Annotated in this window: 23 protein-coding genes and 1 pseudogene; 16 read left to right on the forward strand and 8 right to left on the reverse strand. The window is 42.0% G+C overall.

What is annotated here, in order from left to right; genetic code table 11:
- Nucleotides 1-266 precede the first annotated feature (266 nt).
- Nucleotides 267-1,046 (forward strand): hypothetical protein, encoded by a 780-nt coding sequence (locus tag JMW39_RS04280; protein ID WP_201544141.1) that lies wholly within the window; start codon nt 267-269, stop codon nt 1,044-1,046.
- 280 nt (nt 1,047-1,326) lie between these two features.
- Here the strand turns inward: JMW39_RS04280 and htpX are convergent, their stop codons facing one another.
- Nucleotides 1,327-2,241 (reverse strand): protease HtpX, encoded by a 915-nt coding sequence (htpX, locus tag JMW39_RS04285; RefSeq protein WP_201544150.1) that lies wholly within the window; start codon nt 2,239-2,241, stop codon nt 1,327-1,329.
- Between the two features lie 280 nt (nt 2,242-2,521).
- Here htpX and JMW39_RS04290 point away from each other — a divergent pair, with 280 nt between their 5' ends.
- The 3 genes from JMW39_RS04290 to JMW39_RS04300 are packed head-to-tail and all read left to right on the forward strand — an operon-like array spanning nt 2,522 to nt 4,187.
- Nucleotides 2,522-2,983, forward strand: coding sequence for a methyltransferase family protein (locus tag JMW39_RS04290; protein WP_201544152.1), 462 nt, complete (start codon nt 2,522-2,524; stop codon nt 2,981-2,983).
- A gap of 53 nt (nt 2,984-3,036) precedes the next feature.
- Nucleotides 3,037-3,843: a PhzF family phenazine biosynthesis protein gene (locus JMW39_RS04295; protein WP_201544154.1), complete on the forward strand. Its 807-nt coding sequence runs from the start codon at nt 3,037-3,039 to the stop codon at nt 3,841-3,843.
- 11 nt (nt 3,844-3,854) lie between these two features.
- Nucleotides 3,855-4,187, forward strand: a complete 333-nt coding sequence (locus tag JMW39_RS04300) for a YnfA family protein (protein ID WP_201544156.1) — start codon at nt 3,855-3,857, stop codon at nt 4,185-4,187.
- A 172-nt stretch (nt 4,188-4,359) separates the two neighbouring features.
- Here JMW39_RS04300 and JMW39_RS13305 read toward each other — a convergent pair whose 3' ends face one another.
- Nucleotides 4,360-4,482, reverse strand: coding sequence for a hypothetical protein (locus JMW39_RS13305; RefSeq protein WP_020443648.1), 123 nt, complete (start codon nt 4,480-4,482; stop codon nt 4,360-4,362).
- Nucleotides 4,483-4,873: 391 nt separating this feature from the next.
- On the opposite strand from JMW39_RS13305, the gene JMW39_RS04305 reads away from it, so the two are divergent.
- The 11 genes from JMW39_RS04305 (at nt 4,874) to radA (ending at nt 16,195) form a co-directional block, all read left to right on the forward strand.
- On the forward strand, nt 4,874-5,509 hold the full coding sequence (locus JMW39_RS04305) for a 6-pyruvoyl trahydropterin synthase family protein (protein ID WP_201544158.1): 636 nt from the start codon (nt 4,874-4,876) through the stop codon (nt 5,507-5,509).
- On the forward strand, nt 5,502-6,026 hold the full coding sequence (gene tsaE, locus JMW39_RS04310) for a tRNA (adenosine(37)-N6)-threonylcarbamoyltransferase complex ATPase subunit type 1 TsaE (RefSeq protein ID WP_201544166.1): 525 nt from the start codon (nt 5,502-5,504) through the stop codon (nt 6,024-6,026). Before JMW39_RS04305 ends, tsaE begins: the two co-directional genes overlap by 8 nt.
- Before the next feature lie 51 nt (nt 6,027-6,077).
- The gene (mutL, locus tag JMW39_RS04315) at nt 6,078-7,865 is read left to right on the forward strand and encodes a DNA mismatch repair endonuclease MutL (RefSeq protein WP_201544169.1); all 1,788 of its coding nucleotides are present in this window, start codon (nt 6,078-6,080) and stop codon (nt 7,863-7,865) included.
- Between the two features lie 125 nt (nt 7,866-7,990).
- Complete coding sequence (gene miaA, locus JMW39_RS04320; protein ID WP_201544171.1) at nt 7,991-9,181, forward strand: tRNA (adenosine(37)-N6)-dimethylallyltransferase MiaA; 1,191 nt, start codon at nt 7,991-7,993, stop codon at nt 9,179-9,181.
- A gap of 467 nt (nt 9,182-9,648) precedes the next feature.
- On the forward strand, nt 9,649-10,188 hold the full coding sequence (hfq, locus tag JMW39_RS04325) for an RNA chaperone Hfq (protein ID WP_201544178.1): 540 nt from the start codon (nt 9,649-9,651) through the stop codon (nt 10,186-10,188).
- A 345-nt stretch (nt 10,189-10,533) separates the two neighbouring features.
- Nucleotides 10,534-11,526 (forward strand): KpsF/GutQ family sugar-phosphate isomerase, encoded by a 993-nt coding sequence (locus JMW39_RS04330; RefSeq protein ID WP_201544180.1) that lies wholly within the window; start codon nt 10,534-10,536, stop codon nt 11,524-11,526.
- A gap of 97 nt (nt 11,527-11,623) precedes the next feature.
- Nucleotides 11,624-12,190 (forward strand): KdsC family phosphatase, encoded by a 567-nt coding sequence (locus tag JMW39_RS04335; RefSeq protein ID WP_201544182.1) that lies wholly within the window; start codon nt 11,624-11,626, stop codon nt 12,188-12,190.
- A complete protein-coding gene (gene lptC, locus JMW39_RS04340) occupies nt 12,187-12,771 on the forward strand; it encodes an LPS export ABC transporter periplasmic protein LptC (RefSeq protein WP_201544184.1) in 585 nt (194 codons plus the stop codon). The genes JMW39_RS04335 and lptC overlap by 4 nt, the downstream gene beginning before the upstream one ends.
- Before the next feature lie 248 nt (nt 12,772-13,019).
- Nucleotides 13,020-13,508 (forward strand): lipopolysaccharide transport periplasmic protein LptA, encoded by a 489-nt coding sequence (lptA, locus tag JMW39_RS04345; RefSeq protein WP_201544305.1) that lies wholly within the window; start codon nt 13,020-13,022, stop codon nt 13,506-13,508.
- 258 nt (nt 13,509-13,766) lie between these two features.
- The gene (gene lptB / locus JMW39_RS04350; RefSeq protein ID WP_201544307.1) at nt 13,767-14,477 is read left to right on the forward strand and encodes an LPS export ABC transporter ATP-binding protein; all 711 of its coding nucleotides are present in this window, start codon (nt 13,767-13,769) and stop codon (nt 14,475-14,477) included.
- 281 nt (nt 14,478-14,758) lie between these two features.
- A complete protein-coding gene (gene radA, locus JMW39_RS04355; RefSeq protein ID WP_201544186.1) occupies nt 14,759-16,195 on the forward strand; it encodes a DNA repair protein RadA in 1,437 nt (478 codons plus the stop codon).
- 320 nt (nt 16,196-16,515) lie between these two features.
- On the opposite strand, the gene JMW39_RS04360 is transcribed toward radA, so the two are convergent.
- Genes JMW39_RS04360 through JMW39_RS04375 form a run of 4 tightly spaced genes read right to left on the reverse strand, consistent with a single transcriptional unit; the run spans nt 16,516 to nt 21,230 of the window.
- Nucleotides 16,516-17,550 (reverse strand): spore coat U domain-containing protein, encoded by a 1,035-nt coding sequence (locus JMW39_RS04360; protein ID WP_201544187.1) that lies wholly within the window; start codon nt 17,548-17,550, stop codon nt 16,516-16,518.
- Nucleotides 17,550-19,979 (reverse strand): fimbria/pilus outer membrane usher protein, encoded by a 2,430-nt coding sequence (locus tag JMW39_RS04365; protein WP_227679266.1) that lies wholly within the window; start codon nt 19,977-19,979, stop codon nt 17,550-17,552. Before JMW39_RS04365 ends, JMW39_RS04360 begins: the two co-directional genes overlap by 1 nt.
- A gap of 19 nt (nt 19,980-19,998) precedes the next feature.
- Nucleotides 19,999-20,769 (reverse strand): molecular chaperone, encoded by a 771-nt coding sequence (locus JMW39_RS04370; protein ID WP_201544189.1) that lies wholly within the window; start codon nt 20,767-20,769, stop codon nt 19,999-20,001.
- 5 nt (nt 20,770-20,774) lie between these two features.
- On the reverse strand, nt 20,775-21,230 hold the full coding sequence (locus JMW39_RS04375; RefSeq protein WP_227679271.1) for a spore coat protein U domain-containing protein: 456 nt from the start codon (nt 21,228-21,230) through the stop codon (nt 20,775-20,777).
- A 914-nt stretch (nt 21,231-22,144) separates the two neighbouring features.
- On the opposite strand from JMW39_RS04375, the gene JMW39_RS04380 reads away from it, so the two are divergent.
- Nucleotides 22,145-22,396, forward strand: coding sequence for a hypothetical protein (locus JMW39_RS04380; protein WP_201544191.1), 252 nt, complete (start codon nt 22,145-22,147; stop codon nt 22,394-22,396).
- A gap of 409 nt (nt 22,397-22,805) precedes the next feature.
- Here JMW39_RS04380 and JMW39_RS13380 read toward each other — a convergent pair.
- Together JMW39_RS13380 and rodA are read right to left on the reverse strand one after the other, a co-directional pair.
- Nucleotides 22,806-23,153: pseudogene (locus JMW39_RS13380) on the reverse strand (septal ring lytic transglycosylase RlpA family protein); the annotation flags it as partial.
- Between the two features lie 1,239 nt (nt 23,154-24,392).
- Nucleotides 24,393-25,535, reverse strand: a complete 1,143-nt coding sequence (rodA, locus tag JMW39_RS04390) for a rod shape-determining protein RodA (protein ID WP_201544309.1) — start codon at nt 25,533-25,535, stop codon at nt 24,393-24,395.
- Nucleotides 25,536-25,554: the final 19 nt, after the last annotated feature.

Below are 25,554 nucleotides of genomic sequence, written 5' to 3' on the forward strand. Positions count from 1 at the left end.
TTTTAAAGACTTTTTAGCTGATTAACCTAACGACTTCAGCAAGCGCCATCTAATATCATTATCGTATCTTGCAACGATACGGCGCTTGGGTTTGTGAACGCTTTTAAAGAATTTATCAGAAGTCTTCGATGGTTTTAGCTGGTTTGCTGCATCTCACTGAGCCAGATTGGGCTGAGAAAATAACGGTCATTCATTTGCCCCAACACATCGCGCTCAAGCTATTACCTTAGCTCTGATTGTACTCTATGTAAAGAAGGACCGTATCCATGAATATTGATGAGCAAAAACCTGTAGAAACGCCAAAGATTACTGTTGATGCTGTTAGAAAATGGCTGATTCAAACCACACAGCTTTTTGCTAAGTTTGCCATCATACTTGTTATTCTTAGTAGTGCCTTAGTATTAAGTTTTGCGCTACATTTGCCGTTTTATGTGTCTTATGGTCTTACCCTGTCAATCGCTGCTGTTTTATTTATCATGCTCATTATGGTATCGATTAAAAATATCGTTTATCTCTACCTAAAGTCTAGCATCTGGGGTCAGGTTGTCCTTTATTTACTGGTCGCCTTAATCAGTGCGCGTGCTTATCTTTGGGCAATTGGGGAAGTGAATCGCATATTTTTAGTTGACCCCAGTAACTTAGCGCTTACTACTAGTGTATTGACGGCTATTATTTTCTTTAAATACGCCATCATGGCATTACTCAGCAGTTACCTGATAGCTATTGGCTTATATTTTTATTTCAAAAAAACAGATAAACCAGCAACAACTAACCGTCAGCCTTTGGGTAAAAAACTGCTTACAGGCATCGCTTTTGTATTTATCATGGGTATGAGTCTCGTCGCTGTTGGCAATATCTCAAAATATAGCGATGTACTGATTCAAGCCTTTGCGTTGAAAATAGATTTCTATAGCCATTACACTTGTACAGGCGATGATTTTGAAGGTATTAAAGGTGTTTTGTTTTTATCAGGTAGTGATATTTTAGTTGCCAAAAAGGTCGGCTCAATGGAGTGGGAGTTTAAAAAAGTACAGTGTGAAAGTTAGGGCCTGTCCTCAATTCAATCGATGGACATCTAAATGGGCTAAAAATGGCTAAATTTTGCCAAACTTCGTCAAACAGCTGGGTAATATCGTGATATTAACGACGCTACTTTCCTAGTTTGGCTACAATTTATCTCATTTTTATCACCATTTTTAAAATTAGGACACACCTTAGGTTCAAAAGAGCCAATATCCCAGCACCCACTACTCTTTATATAAAATATTTACCATTAAGTTTTAACACTGAAATTGTTAACAAGTAGCAGGCTCGGCATTAAACCAATCACGCTTCACTAGGATTATACTTCCTCAACGCCGCAATACGATCATCAAGCGTTGGATGTGAGCGGAAGATGTTTGCAATACTAAAGCCAGTAGATTGTCCTGACGAGATAGCAAACGCTTTCATGCTCTCAGGCATCTGGTCTGGACGCTGCTCAGAAGGACGCAAGGCATCAAGCGCACTTATCATTTTGTCACGGCTGGCAAGCTTTGCACCCATCTCATCAGCACGGAATTCACGTAGGCGCGAAAACCACATAACGATGGCAGACGCCAAAAATCCAAGCAAAACATCCATCACCATACTGGTGACAAAGTAACCAATACCCGGACCATCGCTGGTATTTTTAAATACAGTGCGGTCGACGAAGCTGCCGATAATACGCGCAAAGAACATCACAAAGGCGTTCACCACCCCTTGAATGAGCGCCAGTGTGACCATGTCGCCATTGGCCACATGGCCAATCTCATGCGCGAGCACCGCTTCTATTTCATCAGGCGTCATACTTTGTACTAGTCCAGATGAGACCGCAACCAATGCTTTATTTTTGTTCCAGCCCGTTGCAAACGCGTTCGGCTGTGAGTTATTAAAAATCCCCACTTCTGGCATCCCAATATTTACCGCCTGCGCATGTTTAGCGACGGTATCAACCAGCCATTTTTCCGTAGCGGTGCTTGGCGTTTCTATGACCACTGTTCCCGTTGATCTTTTCGCCGTCCATTTTGAGATAAATAGCGAGACCATCGAACCAACCATCCCGTATATACCGCACATAACGGCAAGACTGGTGTAATTTAGCCCGCCCGCGCCATGTACGCCACCAATCCCAAAAAATCTGGATAAAATACCAAATACGATGCTAAAGACCACAATCACCGCTAAGTTGGTTAATAAAAACAATCCGATACGCATCATGACACTAACTTCCTCATTCAAATTCAACTACAGTCTTAGAAATAACACCTTCACTAGAGCAAAAGGTAAAAATTCAACAGATGATAATTATAACCTTCTAGGGATAATAAAGGCGCTCATTCTAATATGAATAGTCACTTAAAACTTGTAAAGTAGGGGCAATAGTGGCGTAAAGTGTTTAACGGATAAAAATTAAAAGACAGAAAGTTAAAAAAATAATCAGTACTATGATAAGTAATTAACCGCTCATATATCATTTAACTCTATCTAAGGTTTCATTATGAATTCTCTAGAGCTGAAAGTACCGCCAGTAGCGCAAGTTATCGTTACCGCAGCTGCTATGGTTGGCATCTCTAAAATTGCTCCCGCTTTGAAGTTCTCGCTTGGTGGCTCAACTGCATTGGCAGTGGGTTTGGGTGTCATAGGACTGGGTAGCGGTATTCTAGGCGTCACTCAATTTAGAAAAGCGCAGACCACACCCAACCCGCAAGCGCTTGAAGAGGTTTCAAGTTTGGTGACCAGCGGCGTGTATCAATATAGCCGCAATCCCATGTATGTGGGTTTGGTGCTTATCTTATTCAGCTGGGCATTATATCTGTCGCACTTCCTTGCCTTTGTGTTGTTGCCCCTTTTTATACTTTATATGACCCGTTTTCAAATCCAGCCAGAAGAGCGGATGTTGGCACAGAAATTTGGCAAGGCTTATGAGACTTATAAGGCAAAAGTCAGACGTTGGGTGTAAATGTTGGACATAAAGATAGCCAAAACTGATTTTAATAAAAATAAGAGAATGCTATGCAACTAGAGATGAATGTCGTTGACGCTTTTACGGATACCGTTTTTAAAGGCAATTCAGCGGCGGTTATCATTACATATGATTGGTTAAATGATGATTTAATGCAGTCTATTGCTTTTGAGAATAATTTATCGGAGACAGCTTTTATTGTTCTTGAAGATGACAGCATTTATCATATCCGCTGGTTTTCTCCCTTTACTGAGATTGCATTTTGCGGTCATGCAACCTTGGCGTCAGCCTTTGTGTTATTTAACAAAAATCCTAATGTAGAAACCATTAAATTTTCAGCCAAAGCCGTTGGCGTTTTAACCATCATGCAAACAGACGATGGCAAAATACAAATGGATTTTCCTAATAATAAGCCTGAAAAGGTCAAAGATATTCCCGAGAGTTTGCTGGCAGGATTGTCTATTGCACCAGTCGAAGTTTATAAAAACACCCAAGCATATTTTGTGATTTATAATGCTGAAGCAAATGTCCTAAACGTAGAGCGCGATAACGAGCGACTAAAACAGCTTGCGCCATTAGATGTAGTGGTCACCTGTCAGGCTAAGTCTGCTGACTACAAAGATTACGATTTTATCTCACGTTATTTTTGGCCTGCTAATGGTGGCGATGAAGACCCAGTGACAGGTTCAGCTCATACTGCTTTAGCACCATTATGGGCGGAGCGCTTGGGGAAAAATAACTTGGTCGCTTATCAAGCATCACGTCGCGGTGGTATTTTAGACTGCGTCGTTGCAGGTGATAGGGTACTGATTTCTGGTAATGCCGTGCAGTATATGACAGGATTTATCACTGTTTAGGAGTGGATGGTTTGACTGAATTAAAAACCGTTGGACTGTTTGCGCTGACCGCGTTAGCAGAAATTGCAGGTTGTTATTTGCCTTATTTATGGTTGCGAGAGGGCAAGTCGATTTGGCTGCTTGTTCCTGGTGCACTAAGCTTAGTCGCTTTCGTCTGGCTATTGTCTTTACATCCAACCGCAGCTGGTCGAGTTTATGCCGCTTACGGTGGTGTTTATATTTCGATGGCGATTTTATGGCTATGGACGGTGAATGGTATTAGACCAACCACGTGGGATATATTGGGTTCTATCGTCGCGCTATTAGGCATGGCGATTATTATGTTTGCACCGCGTAGTACTTAGCATCATATCAGTAGCTAGTATGAAAGCAGTTCCTAGCATAAAAGCAGTCGCTACTATAAAAAAAGTGCTTTGCATAAAAAATGCCTATCAAACCATTAGGTTCGATAGGCATAGCTTTAATAGTATATCTTAGATTAATCTAGCTTCAATTAGCTTAGTAATGCACTCGATATTAATGTTTACCTAAGATACTGCCGTTGTCATCTTTTTTAGATTGTTTAGCGGCTTTTTTCTCTTTTGCCGTTAATAGCGGTTTCTTCTTCACATTCTTCTTACTATCTTGACCTTTGCTCATGGTGTTTTCCTCTTGAGATAAGCCGTAATACCTTTAAAGCCAAAATAAACAAGCTTAAAGATTAGGGTAATACTGATGACGCAAATTGTGCTTACTACAATCAGTATAGACTTAAGGCGTCGTAATAGATAGCGAGAGCACAATTCACCTACGATTGCATTTAACGAAACCTCTTTTAAAGCTGTTTTTTGAGAGGGGTTTTAATAAACGGTCTTTAATAAATGGGTGTTTATTGTCATGGGTTTATTTAGCCAATATTGCTATTAATAAGTGCTTACTTACGGAGTCATCCTGATTTGCTATAATGAGCCGCAAGCCGATGCGTCGTCGCGGCAAACCTTTATAATATTCATGTTTAGCACAATGAAGCTTACTGTTTTGGTTAATTACTATGCGTATTCGTAAACTGTTTAAATTTGAAAATGCGCATGTCGTGCGTAATTGTAGCTCTGAGCGCTGCAAACATTCTATCCATGGGCATAGCTATCAGATTGAATTGATTCTTGAGGCTAAGCGCTTAGACCATGGGCAAATGGTTTATGATTTCGGTCTATTAAAATCGTCTACTAAGGACATTATCGACAGCTTTGATCATGCGATTTGTTTTTGGAATAAAGACGATTCAGAGTATATCGCTGCCTGTAAAAAATTCAGTGCGCGCTGGATAAGTCTGCCGGTATCGCCATCAGCAGAGCAGTTCTCACGCGTCATCTTCTTTTGGGCGCAAGAAATTCTAAAACAAACCCAAATGCAAAATGGTGAATCTGATGTCAGCGTTTATTCGGTGATTGCTCATGAGACTGCAACCGGTTATGCACAGTGCTTTGCGGACGATGTAGCCAATGAGCAAATGGGTAAGCTGGTGTTAGAAGAGTTTGAGTTTAGCGAGCAAGTGAAGGCAGAATGGCATGACCCTGAGCTATATGCCAAACTGATTGCTGGTGAAAGCTTTATCAATCCATCCGTGACTATGCAAGTACAAACGCAAGTACAGATGCAAGTAAAGGAAGGTAAGCCTGATGCTTAATAATATAAAAGAAGACAAAAATGTGAAAACCTTGACGCTGCATTCTGAAGAAGATACTCGGCGCTTGGCGGTGAAATTGGCGGCATTACCCTTATCGGGTAGCGTTTGGTTAGCAGGTGATTTAGGCGCTGGTAAAACGACACTGACGCGCTATTGGTTGCAGGCGCTCGGACATGTAGGTGCGGTCAAAAGCCCGACTTATACCTTGGTCGAGCCCTATAATATTGAGCAAGGCGACGGGTCAATTAAACCTGTTTATCATGCTGATTTATATCGTTTACAAGACCCAGAAGAGCTGTCTTTTATCGGTTTCGATGAATATTTGGATGAACCAAACGCCTTGGTTATTATCGAATGGGCCAGCCGTGCGGACAGCTATTTACCACCGCCGACTTTGTTTATTGATATGACGCAAGCTACTAGTACTGATAATGATAAAGAAGCGCGTCAGGTTGAGCTGCGACTATCGAAGGCTGGTCAAGCGCAGGGCTTAGATTTATCTTTTCTTGAAGTTTAGGTTAAACCGCACTACTGCCTCTGATGTTTTATAAAAGTATGACACTCATTAATGCCAGATAATCCCTCCAATAGCCGCATCAAAAAACTATCGCCGCTGCTCATCAATCAATTGGCAGCAGGCGAGGTGGTGACACGCCCAGCCGCTGTGGTTAAAGAGCTGCTTGAAAACGCGATAGACGCTGGTGCGACCAATATTGAGATACGTATTACCCAAGGTGGCATGGGTATGATTGAAGTGGTGGATAACGGCACGGGTATTCATCCTGATGATATGGTCATGGCAATTACTCGCCATGCGACCAGTAAAGTCGCTGATGTGGCTAACCTGCACGGTATTACGACATTGGGCTTTCGCGGTGAAGCGTTGGCAGCGACGGCGGCAGTTTCTCGTTTGACTTTAACCAGTAGTCATGATGACAGTGGTGTTGGTCGCCAATTGCAAGTCGCCGGTGTATTGGATGATGGGCCAAAACTGCTGCCAGTCGTGCATCACCGTGGCACGACCATTACCGTCAAGGATTTATACTTTAATGTGCCAGCACGCCGCGGCAACTTAAAATCTATTGCGACCGAGTTCGGTCATATCGAAACGATTGTCCGCGAAGTGGCTTTGGCGCGCGCAGATGTGGCGCTGACGCTGTTTCATGATAATAAAAAGCGGCTGTCACTGTCTTCAAGAGCAAGCTCTTCAACAGCAATGTCTGCAAATGATAACGGTAACATTAATAACAGCAACAATAACGCTCATCGTCTGCCTTTATCACGTCTTGAGCAAGCGACTGGGTTACCATTAACGGACAACGCCTTAGAAATATCCATCGACCTTACCAGTTTGATGCAATTGCCTAAAGACTATGTGAATAATAACTTTGGTGGTCAAGCGAGCATTAACGGTTGGTTATGGCTTAGCAATGGTTCTCAGAGTGCTTTTCCAAAGTTGATTTATGTGAATGGACGACTGGTAAAAGAAGCATTGATTAGCAATCAGCTACGCCAACTTGCCCAAAATGCTCAAATAACTGGTATTGGCTACGCGCTTTATTTTGATCTGCCAACTGAGTGGCTCAATATCAATGTCCATCCGTCTAAACAACGCATTAAAATCAGCCCGCTAAATAATATCTTGGCGCATCTTAGTCATGCGATTCAATTAAAGCTTAAAGCGGTTGCTACTAAACAAATCATTAATTCCGCTCATGATGATACTCGAGTATTAGATAATAGCCTGTCTATCAATAACGCCTTCGCTGCTGGAAGGCAACAGGCGCCACCAGCCATTCATTCAACGAAAAGCCAACAAGTACAAGCACTCAAACAGTCGTATCAGTTTTCAGAAAATACCCATACTTCTCAACTCCTAAACACATTAAGTGTTGCTGAAAATTTTAGTAAAAATATCAGTCAAAACACTCTAAATGTCGCTAATGATGTAGCAATAAATTCGACATCTTTGCCTTATTGTCTAGATGTGATTAACGATTTAAATGAGGTGTTAAGTGAATCTGCTATCACGACATATATCGAAGATAAAGCGCTGCCGCTGTTATTGTTTTATTACCAAAGCCAATATTTATTAATTAGTGCTGAAGTTTGGCAGTCAAAAATGAGTCTCTTGTTTGAGTCCCGTGTATTTGGCGATATGGTATTTAAAAAAGATAAGATATTGCACAGTGCGGCTGCCATTAATCAGCAACTTGCTAGCGTCAGCATGCAAATGTCACCACAAGACTTACTGATTTTTATAGCAGATATCGAAGCCTTACTTGTTAAACACGCGATCAAGTCTATCGATAGTCATCGATTGGTTACATTAATGCTGTCATCTGCTCCTGAGTGAATCTCTTGATGACTATATTAAGAGAGTATTTAAGAAAATATATAAGAAATATAATAAGCAAACTTTAGCAGTGACATGGCGCAAATTCACTTAGTGCTAATCATATAATACATAAAGGTAATCCTATGCAACTTTCGTCTGATAGCTCATCTTATCGCCTAAATTCCAAGCTAACGGATAATAGCGTGGTGTGTTTGATGGCACCGACTGCGAGTGGCAAGACGGCACTAGCGTATGAGCTATACGATACTGGACGTTATGAGCTAATTTCGGTCGATTCGGCATTGATATATCGTAATATGAATATCGGTACGGCGAAACCAACAGCTGCTGAGCTGGCGCGCTATCCGCACCATTTGGTTGATATCATTGACCCGATGCAAAGCTATAGCGTCGCTGAATTTGTGCAAGATGTTGCTCGTTTAATTGATAGCTGTCATGAGAAAGGCAAAATACCCTTGCTTGTTGGCGGCACTATGATGTATTACATGGCGCTACTTGATGGGCTATCTCCCGTACCGGATAGTGATGATAGCGTTCGCGCGCGCGTAGAGCAGTGGCGGCAAGAGGAAGGTATTGGTGCGCTTTATGAGTATCTCGGTAAGATAGATCCGATTAGCCATGAGCGACTGAACGGCACTGATACTCAGCGTATTACTCGGGCAGTTGAAGTGTATCTGCAAACTAATATACCCATCAGTGACTGGCAAAAAAAGCCCAAGCAAGCCTTGGCTGATAATCCCAATCAGCAATGGCATGCGCTGGCGGTGATGCCTGATCGCCCGTGGTTGCATAAGCGTATCGAGCAACGTTTGGATATTATGTGGCATGACGGGTTGGTGGCGGAAGTGATTGGATTGCTTGAGCAGTACCCACTGACGCCCAATTTACCATCCATGCGCTGCGTCGGTTATCGACAAGTATTAGAATACCTGGTGCATATCAAGCATCCGATATTTGAACAAGCGCATTTGGATAAAGCGCAATTTTATGATGCTTTTGGTGAAATAGATGCTTCAATAAGTGGGCAGATAAACCCCGAGCGCGCTGCTCAGCTAACCATTCAATTAACTGAGCACACTAACCAAACGGAGGCGCTTGCTTGTCAGCAAATGCAAAATAAGGCATTATATGCGACAAGGCAGTTAGCAAAGCGTCAATACACGTGGCTGCGCAAAGTGATGCAGCTCTCAGATTCTGTCACAGTTGCATCAAGCATAACGTCCTCATCTATTGATATGAATCATTCTGCCCCTGATAAGATGATATTACGCTCATTTATCACGATGGAGCAGGCACGAGATTATTTATATTAACCTTCTCTAAATAGCTCGTGATATAAAAGACTTATATGTTGTTGCTGTAAACGGCTAAAAATTCTTATTTTACAAAATATTAGCAATATAACTTGATTGTAAAGCTGTATAGGGTATAAGAAAATATTCACAATTAATTTCAATATACGTAACAGATAACTGTTATAATTTAAACCATAGTAAATTAGTGTGAATTATATTTATACAACTATTTTTTTAATGCTTATTAATTAACGTTTGTTGATGAATTAGCTTGCAAAATAAATTGAAAAAGAAGTAGTTACTTAATTATTTACAATAATAACGTATTCACGATAAAGTGGAATTACTTAACAAGAATTAGTGCTTATTCAGATACGTTTTATAAATAAAACTTATTATTGTATCTGCCCATAGCCATTATAATTAAAGCGACACCAAGAATAAGTGGCACTAAAAATAATTATATAATATTTAGGAGAGATTTCATGTCAAAAGGACAAACTTTACAAGATCCGTTCTTGAATTCGCTGCGCAAAGATCGCATCCCTGTTTCTATTTTTCTAGTCAATGGTATTAAGCTGCAAGGTCAAATCGAGTCATTTGATCAATATGTAGTGTTGCTAAAAAATACCGTTAGCCAAATGGTTTATAAACATGCCATCTCAACAGTAGTGCCAGCGCGCAATCCTAGAAGTAGCACAGCAACTGGCACCAGTACAGCCACGCCAACTGCTGCACCCGTTGGTTATCAAGGTGGTGGTATGAGTAGTGGCTTTGAGCGCGGTAGTAATCTTGCGAGTACCGGTGGTTTTGAAGAGCGCGGTTTTGCCAATCGTAGTGGTTTTAATCGTGGCGGTTTTAGTCAAGGTCAAGAGCGTGGTTTCGAGCGCGGCAGCTTTACTCAAGGTCAGGAGCGCGGTTTTGAGCGTGGTGGTTTTGGTCAGGATCGTGGTTTTGAGAATCAGTCAGATAATTCGGGTTTTGAGAATAAGCCAAACGACGACTCTGATGATAGCAATCAATAAATAGCTATATATGATCGATTAGAACTATGTTATTAAAATGTTTTATATCTGATTAAGACCTACTATATTATAGTGGGTTTTTTTTGTATAAATAGACGTATAATTGCCCCTAGTAATAATTAGATTAAGACTAAAGTTTTGCCACTTCATCATGTTTTATACTTATACTATTAACATAGAGCATCACTGATATAGAGCGTTATCAATATCGTAAATAGTATAGTAAAATATTCCATTGATTCATTGCCCGTTTCGGCTGATGGATTTAGAGTTTTAAGTTGATAAAGTTAAAGTTGTTGAATGTAAGATTTTTGAATGTAAAGTCACTGAATATCGAGCTGCTGTATGAATAACCCCCAACGCAATGTCACTCATGAACAATTTATTAGTACTGCTATCGAAGCGATTCATACTGAGATGGCGGCACTAGAATTGTTAACTGAGCAAATCGATGATAGATTTGCCCAAGCCTGCGATATTATCTTAGCTTGTCAAGGACGTGTCGTGGTGACGGGAATGGGGAAGTCAGGACTCATTGGGCGTAAAATAGCGGCAACCTTTGCTTCTACGGGAACGCCAGCGTTTTTTATGCACCCCGGTGAAGCAGGGCATGGCGACTTAGGGATGTTGGTACAGGGCGACGTGTTACTTGCTATTTCAAACTCGGGTGAGTCAGATGAGATTAGAATGCTGCTGCCCGTAGTCAAACGCTTGAATATTCCGCTCATTAGTATCAGTCGAGACAAACGCGGTATGCTACCACGAGCGGCGGACATCGTTTTGACGCTTGGTAAATCACAAGAGGCTTGCCCGCTTAATCTTGCCCCGACTTCTAGTACCACGGCGACCTTAGCATTAGGCGATGCCTTGGCAGTAGCCTTGGTTCATGCTCGCAACTTCACATCAGAAGACTTTGCGTTATCACATCCTGCTGGCGCGCTAGGACGACAATTGCTGACGCGCGTTGAAGATTTGATGCATACTAATTCAGAAAACTTACCGCTGATTAATCAACAAGCGCCGCTACAAGACGCGTTATTTACTATGTCAGCTGGGCGTCTAGGTATGACAGTAGTCACTGATGACCAGCAAAAAGTGGTCGGTGTATTTACCGATGGTGATTTACGCCGCAGCTTAGAAAAAGGCATTGATTTGCAAACACCTATGCGCGAGCTGATGGTGAGCAATCCACGTCGCGTCAGTAAAAGCATGCGCGCATCAGATGCCCTGAGTGTGATGAATGAAAATGGGATTAGCCAGTTGCTGATCATTGATGAGTCGGAGCGCTTGGAAGCCGTCATCACGGTGCATGATTTATTACAAGCCGGTGTAAAATAAGTAGTGCATTAACAATTATTGAATGAATGATTATTGTATTAATAAGTACTATATTAATAACTACCATATTAAAAAAGCCTTTAATAAGAGAGCACTGATGCAAGACTTAATTAAAAAAGCCGGACAGGTAAAGTTATTGGTCATGGATGTTGATGGTATTTTATCAAATGGTCAGATTATTTATGATGCCAATGGTATTGAGACCAAGGCCTTTTCAGTACAAGATGGCGTGGGCGTTAAATCGTTGGCACGTTATGGTATTTTGACCGCTATTATTACCGGTCGTAGCAGCCCTATGGTAGACAAGCGCGCTGCTGAGATGGGTGTCAATCATATCGTCCAAGGTCGTGATGACAAGCTGATTGCTCTAAATGAGCTATTAGCTATGCTTGATCCTGCGCTCAATATTACCGCTGCCGATTGTGCGTATATGGGCGATGATTTACCCGATATCAAAGCCATGCAAACCGTTGGTTTTGCCGCCACTGTTCCAAACGCACATGCAGAAGTTATAAAACGCAGCCATATGGTGACCACGCGCGCAGGTGGTACGGGCGCTGTACGTGAAATATGTGATCTTATTTTAAAGGGTCATGGACACTATCAAGATTTTATTGCCTCTTATACGCTTGATGAAGCCAACACTCAGGATGATTTGTCGTGAATACTCGTGTTTTAATCGTTCTTGCGTTGATTCTCGCTGTGATTGCTGGCTGGTTTTTTAAGCAGCAAGGAGAGATTACGCCACCGGTCAGTATTGGAGCGAGTGATGTTGATTATGAAGCAACCGACATTAAAGCGGTGCAGACCAACGATGAGGGAAAAACAGAGTACGAACTTAGTGCTGAATCCTTGACCCATAATCCTGTGACCAATAAGGATGAGATGAAAGGCATTACGATGAATTGGGAGCCTTCAGATGAGCAGCGCTATCGCATTGAAGCGGGTAGTGCCGCGATCAGTCAGCAGACGGGCGACATGAGCTTATCAGGTGGTTTTTCCTTAGTCAGTGAAGGTAAGGCAGGTACGTCTGATGTTGAACCTATCAAAGTGACCGGTGCCACACTAAAAGGTAATACCAAGTCAGGTCAAGTTTATAGTGATGAGCCAGTAAAAGTTGAGCAAGGGATGAATCGCTTTGAGGCATCAAGCATGAAAGCCAATCTTGAAACTGGTGACTATGAATTTGGCAAGGTTGCCGTTGCTTTTACGCCTGCGAAACGCCAAGACAAAGCCTTGTTTTAAAATCTTTAGTAATAACTTAAGTTTCAAATTAATGTCAGATTTAGCTTTAATATTGTCCACATTGCCCGATGATTTTAGCCCTTACATTGATATTACATGCTTATTAACAGCAGCACCTAGCAGGAAGTTTGCAAACTCTACTACCCATAATGACACGAGTAACTTTTATGAAATCCACTTTTTTGCCTACTTTACGCTTGCTATCGACGCGCTCTATCCAAGTATCAAAGGGATTGCGCACGCTGCCGATGGTGATGCTATTAGCCTTGCCGTTATACAGCCATGCCTTGCCATCAGATGCCAATCAAGAAATAAAATTATTAGCTGATAAAGCCACTTATAGCGAACGCACAGGAGTTACCAGTTATTCGGGTACGGTAGTGATTACCCAAGGGACGTTTAAGATGACCGCTGATAATATTACGGTCAATCTATCACAGGGTCGCAGTATCAATTCGGCCGTCGCAACTGGTCGTCCAGCCACCATGCAGCAAGTCGTTACGCAAGAAAAAGGCTTGGCAAAAGGTCAGGCTAATAAAATCGACTATAATGCGGTCACAGGTATCGTTACGCTTACAGGCAATGCAAAACTGGTACAAAATGGCGCAAGTTTTGCCGGTAATGTCATTCGTTATAGCTTAAAAGCGGGCGATGTAGAAGCAACCGCTGGTGGCAATCAACGTGTAGAGTTGGTTTTCCCGCCTAATAACAGTACCAATCAAAGCAGTATACGTTAAACGATTGTACTGATTAATGTATCAAATGATAATTGATTGGATGGCTAATAAAGCTGTATGCATTAAAATCGTTAAACTTTTAAACCTTTAGGCCGTCCGTATTTACGCTATCCATATTAGCGCTTGAGTGTTGCAACTTTACAAGTAAGTGATGAGTAAGTTATGAGTGATATTAAAAATAATGTTGTTAGTAGCAATGAGCTTAATAATGACTCTATAGCGTCAGCGAATAGCTCTGAACCTGTCGCTCGTTTAACGATGCAAAACTTAGGCAAGCGTTATGGTAAACGCTGGGTAGTAAAAGATGTGTCATTCTCTGTTGAACAAGGACAAGTCGTCGGACTACTAGGTCCAAACGGTGCGGGCAAAACCACCAGTTTTTATATGGTGGTAGGATTGGTCAACATGGATAAAGGCCGTGTCACCTTAGGAAAAATGGACTTATCAAAATATGCCATGCATGAGCGTGCGCGCGCCGGCATTGGCTATTTGCCGCAAGAAGCGTCTATTTTTCGTAAATTATCGATTGAAGACAATATCTTAGCTATTTTGCAAACTCGTAAAGAATTGAGCGCCTCTGAGCAGAGGCAAGAGCTTGAAAAATTGATCGGTGAGTTCCATTTAGAACATGTACGCAAATCAATGGGCATGAGTGTCTCAGGCGGTGAACGTCGCCGCTGTGAGATTGCTCGCGCTTTGGCTGCTGACCCTAAATTCATCTTATTGGATGAGCCTTTTGCTGGTGTTGATCCTATCTCGGTAAGTGATATTAAAGACGTTATTTTAACGTTAAAAAATCGCGGTATTGGGGTGTTAATCACTGACCATAACGTGCGAGATACTTTAGCGATTTGTGAAAAAGCCTATATCGTTTCAGAAGGCGCCATCATCGCTGAAGGAACGTCGTGCGAAGTATTAGAAAATGAATTGGTAAAATCTGTTTACCTTGGTAAGGATTTTCAGGTATAAAAAATCTCATGTCTTAACTAATATAATTTTCTAAAACCTTATCTATATTTTTAGTCAAATATTTCGTTGGCAGGCAGGTTGCAACTTAATATTTGGCGATTGCTTTTTTATAACAGCAGTCTTTACAAGCGCCGTCTTCTATAAATTACCGCCTGATTCTACAGGCTGTTATATCATCTCTATCACTCTTGTATTGAAGCTCTTACAGAGCTTCATAAAATTCTATTTATTCCTCTCTATTTATTACTTTCGATTGACCAGCTGAATAAGGTTCATACGTTATGGCAAAAAATAAAAGCAGTTATGTTTGTCAGCATTGCGGTGCGCATTTCGGTAAGTGGGCAGGACAGTGTACAGATTGCGGCGAATGGAATAGCTTGGTTGAAGCACCAAACGTCAGTATGCCGCATCATAACAAAAACATGGCCAAACCCAATCCTAGCCGCGCCGTTTCTCGTAGCGACGGTGCGCCCGTTGGAAACTACTCTGGCACACATAGTGCAGTCATGCCACTCAATGCCGTAAGCGTCGGTTTGGATACGCGCTTACCGACCGGTATCAGTGAGTTTGATCGGGTGTTGGGTGGCGGATTGGTTGCCGGTTCCGTCGTTTTGATAGGCGGTGACCCAGGCATCGGTAAGTCGACGATTTTGCTGCAAACCGCGACCAATATGGCAAAGGCTGATTCATTGGCAGGTAGCGCTTTGTATGTGACAGGTGAGGAATCATTGGCACAGGTGGCTATGCGTGCCAAACGCTTAGATTTGCCAGCTGATAGGTTGCGTGTACTTGCTGAAACCAATGTTGAAACGATCTGTGCGGCGTTGACGCAAGAGCAGCCAGCGATTGCTATTATTGACTCTATTCAGACCATTTATACCGATGCGATAAATTCGGCACCGGGCGGCGTCAGTCAGATTCGTGAGTCGGCGGCCATTTTAACCCGTTATGCCAAGCAAACTGGTACGGCATTATTCTTAGTGGGACATGTGACTAAAGAAGGGACGCTTGCCGGTCCGCGTGTGCTTGAGCATATGGTTGATACGGTTTTATATTTTGAAGGTCAATCTGATTCACGTTTTCGTATGATACGCGCGGTCAAAAACCGTTTTGGGGCGGTCAATGAATTAGGTATTTTTGGCATGACTGATATGGGGCTAAAAGAAGTTGCCAATCCGTCAGCGATATTTTTGAGCCGTTATGACAAACCTGTGGCTGGCTCTGTGGTGATGGTAAGCCGTGAAGGTACCAGGCCGCTATTGGTAGAAGTACAAGCCTTGGTTGATGATTCGCAAGGCTCACCGAGACGCATGGCGTTGGGATTGGACTTTCAGCGACTGTCAATGTTGCTGGCGGTCATGCATCGCCATGGCGGTATCCATACCAGCGGACAAGATGTTTATGTCAACGTCGTTGGTGGCGTGAAAGTGATAGAAACCGGGTCTGATTTGGCGGTGCTGTTGGCGTGTGCCTCTAGTATAAAAGAGAAGCCGTTGCCGTCATCACTGGCAGTATTTGGTGAAGTCGGTTTGTCTGGTGAGATTCGCCCAGTACCCAATGGTCAAGAACGCTTAAAAGAAGCGATGAAACATGGTTTTAAACACGCGATTATCCCTAAAGCCAATGCGCCTGCCAAAGATGCGCCGCAGTTTAAAGGTATCAATGTGATTGCAGTAGAACGCTTAGACGATGCGATTGAAAGGGCGTTTGAGCTATAAGTGTCATTGAGTAATTATCTATCATATTATTGTGTGATACTAAATCCTTTGTTATCTTATATAAAGAGATGGCGAAGGATTTTGTTTGTGAATGAAAAAAATAAGACAGATCCAAGAAAAACTAAGTATTCAAAAGATTATCAGCTATTTGTAATAACGCCCTTTACTGGAATAGTCGCTTAGATAACAGCATTGACTAAGTCTGTAGCACATCAGCGGTTTGCTTAACAGGAAATTTTTAATAATGACACTAGGATGTGTCATCAGTTCGAACGATAGTTATCTTAATGGGCTAAAAATGGCTAAATTTACAGGTTTTATCAATAATTCACACTAATAGTGACTATATCAGAGTAATGATCTGGCTTGAAGTCAGCACTAGGTGCGATGACATGCACAGTATGTGATTGAACTGCTCCATTACCTTGACCAAGCACGCCGTTTGTTAAGGTAGAATAAGTGCTCCCGTTGTTGCCCCACGCTGCTCCATCAGCGGATCGCAGTTGATAAGGAACCAAATCTGAGTTACCACTGGTTCCACTCATAATGCCCGAACCATCTGTTTTATTGCTGCTGATAGCAGCTAATCCAATGTTGTAGTGAGCATCATTGGTGCAAGTTATACCGATACTATTGCTACCTGTAGTATCAATCACGCTCGCCGAAACAGTGCCCAAGTCGATATCAGCTGGCTTAGCAGTGATTTCACAGCTATCGATGACAGTAGCTTTGACTTTAAACGGGAATCGACGAGTTCCTTCGGTTTCGGACTTACATTTTGTGTTGGGGTCACCATTTTCAGTTTGACTATATGTTATTGCCGTATTGGCACCTGTGAAGTCTGCGGTGTAGAGACCTTGGGTAGCAAGTTTATTACTGTATCCTGGTAGCAGTGTCACGTTCATACGAAAGAAACCAGATTTAGGTGTTCCTGGAACAACGTAACTAAATGTCGTGAATTCTAGATCAGGGCTTATTGTGCGCCGTCCTAAAACAGTGCCACTATTTGCACGTGTCATGGTGAATGCTAAGCTAGATACGTTACTTGATTCCGTCGACATGTAACGTGGGATGATGAGCAAAGGATCAGACAAGCCACCATCGACTCCAAGACAAATTGACACATACCCACTGTCAGTGCCAGTATTAGTGCATGACCAATTCACTTGTATAGAATTGAGATTAGCATTATCAGCATTGGCTGGGGTGATATTACCAAGGTTTACATCGGACACGCTTGCTGTGCAATCAAAAGTAGTTGCAGCCTGCGTGTTCCCTGTTGGTAACCACAACACGATGGGCATCAACAATAAACTGTAACGCCATTGGAACGTCTTTATTTGCAATCGTTGCATTATTTTTCTACCTTCTGGCAGATGAGAGGGCCGAGTAATGGAATCTCATCACCCTGCTTTTGATAGTCAAAACTGACATTGCAGATTTCACCAGAGGGATTAATTATCTCTAGCACATTATGCTCATCCAGCGTATCCAGATATACCTCGCCATCAAAACCGATGATTGTTGATAGCACAGTTGTGTTGGTGAGCTGGCGTACCTGACTGCCAAGCGGCAGCGGTTCGTTATCACTGTCTACTAGGGCAACCGATGCTGAGCGCACCGGCGTGATAACAAAGTTTACTATGGTGCCGGCGCGGTCAGTTGGGGTGGCATCAATGTTCACCTTGTCAATCCGCAAGTCAGCGGGCAAATCCAGAGGATCAATACCAATTTTATTGCTTTGGTAAGCATTCAGTGGCGACACCAGTAACAAGCCACGGCTATTAGTAGTACCGATAGTACTGTTTTGTAGGAGTACAGGCACATTGGCGATACCGTTAGTAGAGACTACGGCAAAACCACTGTTGATTTGGCGGGTTGGAAAGATTCCTCCGCCCATCATGACTAGTGAGCCTGTGCCACTAGCGTAAGTAGCGTAACTGTCATCATTGACGCTTACACCCGCTTGTACTCGGCCATAGCGACCAAGGTAACTTAATTCCGCCAATCCATCGTTACTGTCACTCCTATTAGAATTACTATCTAGGCTATTATCTATAATGTGTCTTGCTTGCGCGCGCCAGTTTATGCCGCCTGAATTTGGCACTGAATGTGAAATATCAGCCACAAATACATCACGCTCGTCTGTATGCTGCATACTGCTATTCATCGAAATATTACGAGCTAACGAGAATGAAGCGCCGATAGAAGCACTGCTGTTAGCAGAGTTATTGAGGTCTTGATTAAGGTTAGCGCTCAAGCTTAGACGTCGACCAAAGGACTTACTCCAATAGGCACTGGCGAACTGTGTGGTTTCCTGATCCGCAAGTGACACTTGGTTATAGCTCATGCCAAAACTACCTAAGGATTGAGTACTATAACCTGTAGATATCTGCTTACTGCGCCGAACGGGTACAGATCCATACTGACTGCCTACGTCACGGTAAGCACCTTTCGTGCCTGTGGCACTGGCGCCGATATTAAAGCGACTGTTATTCCATGTGTAGCTTGTGCTGTATTGGGCGCCATCTTGCCCTTGACTCTGGCTGCCCGCTAACGAGGCAAATAAGATGCCACCTGCACGACCTAATAACCAAGTGCCGCCGACTCCGGCATTACTCAGACCATTGGTTACCTCGGCATGGGTTTCTGCGGTAAAACGGTTACTCACCCCATAACGCCAAGTACCACTAGCAGCAATATTATTACCGTAATCAAAGGACTTGTTACCATAATTTTCGCGCACCGCACCCAACTCTACTGACCAGTCGGAAAGCCCCGGCTGTAGCAAGCGATGGGCATCATATAAAGAGAACTCGAGCGTAGTGCTCTGCCCTAATGCATCGGTTACCACCAACTGAGCATTGCCTGCGCCACTGAAACTAGGAGCCGTCTGTAGCTCAAATGGTCCGGTTGGTACGTCACCACTATATTGCTTAAGTCCATTCACATACAGCTCTACTGCTGAGGGCAAGGTTGCGGAGCCAAAAAACGAGGGCAATGGAGTGGTTGCTATATAAGGCTGTAAGTCAAAATTAGTCCCAAGTTGTAGACCACCTAAGCGCGTAGAGCGCGTCCATGACAGGGCGCCTGTGAGAATGTCACCAGCACGAACCGTAATCAGCTTATCAGGGAATGATTTGCTCCAGCTGGTATCCAAACGCACGGTGCGTCCGTCCCAATCCTTGTCATTATTGCTGCTATCCCCATTGCTGCCAGCAGAGTGAGTGGCTGTGGTCAATGCTGTAGAGCTTAGTACACCGAGAGTATTAAACGCACGCAGTTCTGTAAAAGCACTGAGGTTTTTAGCACTATTGTGGGTTTGGTTACCATAGATATTATAGTTTAATAACATGCCTGGCGATGCAGTGGGTTGCAGGCGCTGATTACTGCGTGTATTGCGTATGGTCGTGTCTAGGTTGAGTAAACTTAGAGGTGCGATAAGGCTCAGCGTTTGCCGCCGTGCATTATAGTCAATCTTGAGATCAGGCAGGCTATTTAACGCTATGGGTTCGGTGCTATCAGGGGGTACAATAAAGCCAAGCTGTTGCAATACATCAGCGTTGGCCCAGAGTTGGTCTTCGCGGTACACGAAATTTACCAAACCAGAGCTGGTCTGATTAAGAGTGACATCTAGATACAGATCGAGATCAGCTTCATCATCGTCAGTGCTTTCACTGTTTAAGTTGAGCTGAGCCTTTCTAATATCATCAATGATGGTAGAAGTAATATCTTTAGAGGCGAGCTTATTTGGTTCAACAGCATGGCTGAGAGAGATAGCCATACTTTGCAACAAAACTGCTTTAGCGAGTGCTATTGTCCAGTGTAACGTCCTGCATCGTTTGAGTGCCATTGATCGTTACCTTGAATTTACCGACTATCGCACCATTTGTTATGGCGGAGGGTGGTACTTTCAGTGTCCAGTTCATAGTGGCATCTGGTAAAACATAACCCAGTAAACCTTGATGTATATTAACGCTATTGCCAGCAGTGTCTACAATGCTCAGGTCAATCAACTTGGCATGACCATTGCCGCTATTGCTAACGCGTAATGTTATTTGCTTACCATCTAGTTGCAAGCTATAACGCCATTGCAATTGTGGATCAGTTTTGACAATGCCAACGGGCTGCACAAATACTGGTAAAGAATAACTTAGCGCAAATTGCAAGCCTGTCTTTTGGGTAGCAGATTTAATGGGCAACTCATTAACAAAAATTCGATAGCTATCTTCCACCGCTCCAGCACCTTGTGGCGGAGCCTTAGCACGGATAATTCGAACCAGTTGTTTGTCACCGGGGTTGAGCTTAATCATTGGCGGACTGGCCAATAATCCTCGTGAGGATGTGAGCTGATCGCCTTTTTCATCCTGTGACCACTGATAAATGCGCACTTGCGCACTTATCACTTCGTCACTTGAGTTACTAAGGGTCAGGCCACTGGCGTTTTCTCTAGCTTGTAAGCTTAAGGAAATGGGAGAGACTTGTAGGCCACTCGCCATTGCTCCACTACTAAATAGTATCAAGCTAGAGATAATCGCAGGTCTCGCAACACGGCGTAACCAGAGACTTAACATTGAAATTAATAGGCTACAGAAATATTAACAGTATCTGAGTAAGCACCAGGCGTAACGTCGGCGTTATCGGTCACTGTGAGATATATAGGAGTAGAGATGGCGGTAGCATAATTTGCGAATTCTGCTGTAGAAATAGTATCAGTAGTACCCCAAGCAGTGCCGCCAGCTGATCCAGAGGTTAATTTATACGCCACTTCTTCAAGTGTCTCAAGTCCACCAAGCAGAGTGCCAGTGCCGTCGAGGCTACCAGTTGATACAGGTGTTAGACCAATAGTAGCAACAGAACCTTTAGAACAATTTAATACAAGCGCAGTAGTTGCTGTTACAGCGGTAGTCGCTTTGCCTGCTTCAGTTTTAGCAAGAACAACAGCTGCAGGAGGTGCATCTACAGTGCATATAGAATCAACTTCCATACTAACGCCAAATTCACTAGTGGTTTCGCCAGCATTCGCACTAGACATAGCAGCGAATCCGCCAATAGTAACTAATGTAGCGGTCATTAAAGATTTTTTAAATTGCATGGTAAAGCTCCAAGGATTAGATTTATTAGTGTTTCGATCATGTGAAGTTCAGTACTCAGATAAATAATGATCCTCACCGTGCTATAAAGCTGAAATCACATCTTTTGGCAATCTGGAACCCGCTGGTATTACGTACTTACCTTAGAATAACTGACTCTTTTCGTTTAACAGAATATTTACAATCTGAAATAATTCTTTGATATTCTTAATATAGTGTAACACAGTCTGTGTACATATGCTCACTGAGATTGCAATTACATCGCAAGCCCGCTATTTAATTTGAAGTTAATCGAATCTAAGATTTAATAGAGAGGTTGTTTTCGCGTTTCTATTTTTTTAAGTAGTTAAGCTTTAATCCTAAATATAAATAGATTCGTGATATGTCGAAATCTGTTCTTGTTATACGCTAGTGGAGCCACCTAATAAGCCTAATTGATTAGTTAATAGACCGCTACAATGGAACCACCTATAAAAGACTGATAAATACACGTTATTAAAAGATATTCATATCTCTTATGCTCTTCACAGTGCGAGCACAGCACTAAGTTTATGAATATATAATATCAAATAAACATTGCTTAATATTGTGGCAGCTATTGCTAAGAAACACTATAAGGTTTGGCGGCAGTAAGATATTAATAAAATAGATTATGAATGGCTTAAGATTACCGTCCGTTTTCTTAATACAAACTATCGCTATTTAGGCATCCTAAAATGCTCGAGCTACATGATAGGCTTGATATGTAAAACCCTGAAAGACTGAGCTAATTCAGCAGACAGTTTCCAAGAATATAGCTACTCAACCGTTAGTATAATCATCTCTCATATAATTAAGTCATTTCAAGGAAATAGGAATGAAACAGAAACATATTAAAGAGAATGAAAGTAATTTAAATTTTTCAGAAAATGTGAAAGTCAGCCAGGAAGAGATCGCCAAGCGGCGCATTCTTCACAAGCATGTTCTCGGTAGTATTGGAGTTGGCGATAGCCCGATTAATCCAAAAACTCGTCATATATTTAATGACTTCGTTGAAGGAAGGACTGCCACTATTGCAGAAGCAAAAGAAAAACTAATCAAGTATTATTCACAAATTGTAAATAAGTAAATGACTGAGAATTGAGCTATGCTGAAGAAAGCCTAGAAAAGTATTTGTTAAATCAAATACTTTATAGAATATTTATATCACCAATAAAACAATCAAATACAGCACATCGTTTAAAATAGAAGCCATCAATAATATAGGAACATCAGTATGATAGCTAATTACTAAACATTGGGCTCAATAGGTTAGATTAACTAAACCAGTATGATAGGTAATTACTCAGTGACAATAAGGTTTCGAGCACAAAGCTTCTAACACTAATAGTTAAGTGTTAAACAATAAAAAAGCGCCTAACTCATTAAAAGTTAGGCGCTTTTTATTTATTTATAAAATACGGCTATAAAGACTTGTGGTCTTTATAATACGAAACCGTTAAAGGCTTAAAACGCTATTGTTCTAAGACGTTAATGGTTTATGAAGATGGGCCTGAAACACGCTCAATAGCGACGTTACCGACACCTTTAGCCGTAATACCAAGTTGCTTGGCAGCACCATATGATAAATCCATGACACGGTTACCATGGAATGGACCACGGTCATTGACTTTAACCACAACACTTTTGCCATTGGTTTTGTTGGTAACTTTAACGTAGCAGTTCAGTGGCAGTGAACGGTGAGCGGCAGTTAGGCCATTCATATCGAAGGTTTCACCACTAGCGGTTTTGCGACCATGAAACTGACGACCATACCAAGAGGCTAGGCCTGTTTGCTTAAATTTGCTCACAGAGTTAGATGCAACCGCTGTTAGGCGTTCTAGAACATCTTCATCATTAGATACTTGTGCTGTGTCACTGGCTAACAGTGAGCTGCTCAGCGCCAATGAAGTAGGTTGGCGGGCAGACTTAACTAAGCTTGATGCGCCGTTATGTTGGCGACTAAGTTCACCGAGTACACGGTCGATATGGGAGGCGTTATCTTGCGAGACCATTGCAAGGGAGGTTTTTGATTCTACAGCATTTGCATTAGAAGCGATTGCAGAGCCAGCAAATAAAACTGCCGACATTGTAAGTAAACCAGATAAACGCTTATTCATAAATACCTCTATAGCTTATACCTTAAAACTTAACTCTAAAACCTCTTAGAGGGAGCGAGACAGTGTTAGACCAATCTAACCGTGTCGCAAACTCGAAAGCCTCTATATTATCTGACGTTCTCATAATGATAATAATAAATGCGGGCTTTTATAAGCTCTAACGTATGGTAATTTTCATTTCATCATCATAAGTGAGGAGGCGTTTATCGTTTATATACGACTGACCAAACACACTTATGACACGCTCAAATGATAGTTAACAATCGTTATTAAAAACGAATCAACCACTAAAATGGGTACTGCTATCCGATAAACGAACCTTCTTACATTGCTAAGTCATATTGCTAAATTAATAAAGGGTTTAAAGAGTATTGCGTATTTCTTTGTTATTAAACCGTTAATTAAGTAGTGACTTTGAAAGTCCGAAATCTACAAGCTGCTAACTATACGGATGAGCTACAACTGCAATATAATTGAATGATAACTTTCTTAGTAGCTATGTACGGGTTATGTATCATAGTGACAGTAAAACGAGGTTAACGCAATTAATTGTAAAAAACAAGAAAAAAAACCTGTCAGTATTAGTTGATTACTGACAGGTTTTTTTAGTAAAGAAGGAAGGGTTTATTGGTATTATTGTATTTAAAAACAAATACTTATCTATTTAGATGAATCACATAAGTTAGGATTTTTATGATAATTTATGTAGAATTGTTTACAAATAAAACCTGATTAAAACAGCATGAATTGACTTAACTTCAACTATTTCGTTGTTACATTCGATTACTTAGCACTGCGAATTTTGCTTAGATTCGCTTACCAATTTGTTAACGTATCATTTCGTCGGTGTCTGTATTAGAAGTTTATTTAGTGGTTTTAAACTGAGTTTAAGGCTGAATATTAAGCTTGAAAACTGAGTTTTAAAATTGTGCTAAATAACCTTGTTTAAGAATGATGCAAAAAAACTTAGCTAGATTTATGGGTATGAATCGACATCAATAATCCAAATCCTGCCATTAGGGTAACAATAGCAGTACCACCGTAACTGATAAAAGGTAATGGCACGCCAACAACAGGTAAGATGCCGCCGACCATACCGACATTGACGAAAACATAAACGAAAAACGACATGGCAATCGCACCTGCTAGTAGTCGGCTATAAGTATCAGGGTGACTAAAAGCGATATACAAAGCACGCGTGAGCACGCAAGCATAAATAAACATCAGCAATATCATACCGAGTAAGCCAAACTCTTCAGAGAATGCCGCAACAATAAAGTCAGTATGACCTTCTGGTAAAAAGTGCAGATGAGATTGCGTGCCTTCTAGATAGCCTTTACCGGTAAGACCGCCAGCACCGATAGCGGTCTTAGACTGAATGATATTCCAACCAGCCCCTTGGACGTCAGCTTCAGGATTAAACAGAGTTAAGACGCGTGTACGTTGGTAATCGTGTAATAAAAAGTTCCAAGCGAAAGCGATAAGTGGCACTGCCAAAGCCGCTGCACTAGCAATTAAACGCCATGATAATCCAGCCAAAAACAACACAAAGATACCACTGGCAGCAACCAGTAATGAAGTACCAAGGTCAGGCTCTTTAGCAATTAACAATACCGGCACTACAATTAACGCCAAAGTGATGGCGATACTGGATAATGAGGGTGGTAAATCACGTTTGGATAAAAACCATGCGCACATCATTGGCATGCCAAGTTTCATAAACTCTGAAGGCTGGACACTACCAAATCCCGGTAAGTTAATCCAGCGCTGTGCACCCATACGTACCTCGCCAATGATGTCGACCAAGACCAATAATATCAGCCCTAATACGTAAAATATGGGCGTAAAGGTACGATAAATATTAGGCGGTATCTGTGCCATGATAAACATCACTGTAAACGCTACGCCATAACTGACCATTTGGCGTATGACCATATCGCTATCTTGGCTTGCCGCACTGTATAAAATAGTCAAACCGATACAGCAAACCGTTAATAACAATAAGGTTAACCATGGGTCGATATGAATGCGTTGCCACAAAGTCGGCGCATGGCCTTGACCAAAATGATGGCTCTGACGGGAAAAACGGTATTGCGGGTTAGAAGACATAGGCAAAATGTGACTGGCA

This window comes from Psychrobacter immobilis (genome assembly GCF_904846175.1).
Classification (GTDB): domain Bacteria; phylum Pseudomonadota; class Gammaproteobacteria; order Pseudomonadales; family Moraxellaceae; genus Psychrobacter; species Psychrobacter immobilis_E.

Bases quoted from the DNA above. Each gene is read 5' to 3' on its own strand.
- JMW39_RS04280 (WP_201544141.1), top strand. From the start codon at position 267: ATGAATATTGATGAGCAAAAACCTGTAGAAACGCCAAAGATTACTGTT.
- htpX (WP_201544150.1), bottom strand. From the start codon at position 2,241: ATGATGCGTATCGGATTGTTTTTATTAACCAACTTAGCGGTGATTGTG.
- JMW39_RS04290 (WP_201544152.1), top strand. From the start codon at position 2,522: ATGAATTCTCTAGAGCTGAAAGTACCGCCAGTAGCGCAAGTTATCGTT.
- JMW39_RS04295 (WP_201544154.1), top strand. From the start codon at position 3,037: ATGCAACTAGAGATGAATGTCGTTGACGCTTTTACGGATACCGTTTTT.
- JMW39_RS13305 (WP_020443648.1), bottom strand. From the start codon at position 4,482: ATGAGCAAAGGTCAAGATAGTAAGAAGAATGTGAAGAAGAAACCGCTA.
- JMW39_RS04305 (WP_201544158.1), top strand. From the start codon at position 4,874: ATGCGTATTCGTAAACTGTTTAAATTTGAAAATGCGCATGTCGTGCGT.
- tsaE (WP_201544166.1), top strand. From the start codon at position 5,502: ATGCTTAATAATATAAAAGAAGACAAAAATGTGAAAACCTTGACGCTG.
- mutL (WP_201544169.1), top strand. From the start codon at position 6,078: ATGCCAGATAATCCCTCCAATAGCCGCATCAAAAAACTATCGCCGCTG.
- miaA (WP_201544171.1), top strand. From the start codon at position 7,991: ATGCAACTTTCGTCTGATAGCTCATCTTATCGCCTAAATTCCAAGCTA.
- hfq (WP_201544178.1), top strand. From the start codon at position 9,649: ATGTCAAAAGGACAAACTTTACAAGATCCGTTCTTGAATTCGCTGCGC.
- JMW39_RS04330 (WP_201544180.1), top strand. From the start codon at position 10,534: ATGAATAACCCCCAACGCAATGTCACTCATGAACAATTTATTAGTACT.
- JMW39_RS04335 (WP_201544182.1), top strand. From the start codon at position 11,624: ATGCAAGACTTAATTAAAAAAGCCGGACAGGTAAAGTTATTGGTCATG.
- lptA (WP_201544305.1), top strand. From the start codon at position 13,020: ATGGTGATGCTATTAGCCTTGCCGTTATACAGCCATGCCTTGCCATCA.
- lptB (WP_201544307.1), top strand. From the start codon at position 13,767: ATGCAAAACTTAGGCAAGCGTTATGGTAAACGCTGGGTAGTAAAAGAT.
- radA (WP_201544186.1), top strand. From the start codon at position 14,759: ATGGCAAAAAATAAAAGCAGTTATGTTTGTCAGCATTGCGGTGCGCAT.
- JMW39_RS04360 (WP_201544187.1), bottom strand. From the start codon at position 17,550: ATGCAACGATTGCAAATAAAGACGTTCCAATGGCGTTACAGTTTATTG.
- JMW39_RS04365 (WP_227679266.1), bottom strand. From the start codon at position 19,979: ATGGCTATCTCTCTCAGCCATGCTGTTGAACCAAATAAGCTCGCCTCT.
- JMW39_RS04370 (WP_201544189.1), bottom strand. From the start codon at position 20,769: ATGTTAAGTCTCTGGTTACGCCGTGTTGCGAGACCTGCGATTATCTCT.
- JMW39_RS04375 (WP_227679271.1), bottom strand. From the start codon at position 21,230: ATGTCTAGTGCGAATGCTGGCGAAACCACTAGTGAATTTGGCGTTAGT.
- JMW39_RS04380 (WP_201544191.1), top strand. From the start codon at position 22,145: ATGAAACAGAAACATATTAAAGAGAATGAAAGTAATTTAAATTTTTCA.
- rodA (WP_201544309.1), bottom strand. From the start codon at position 25,535: ATGTCTTCTAACCCGCAATACCGTTTTTCCCGTCAGAGCCATCATTTT.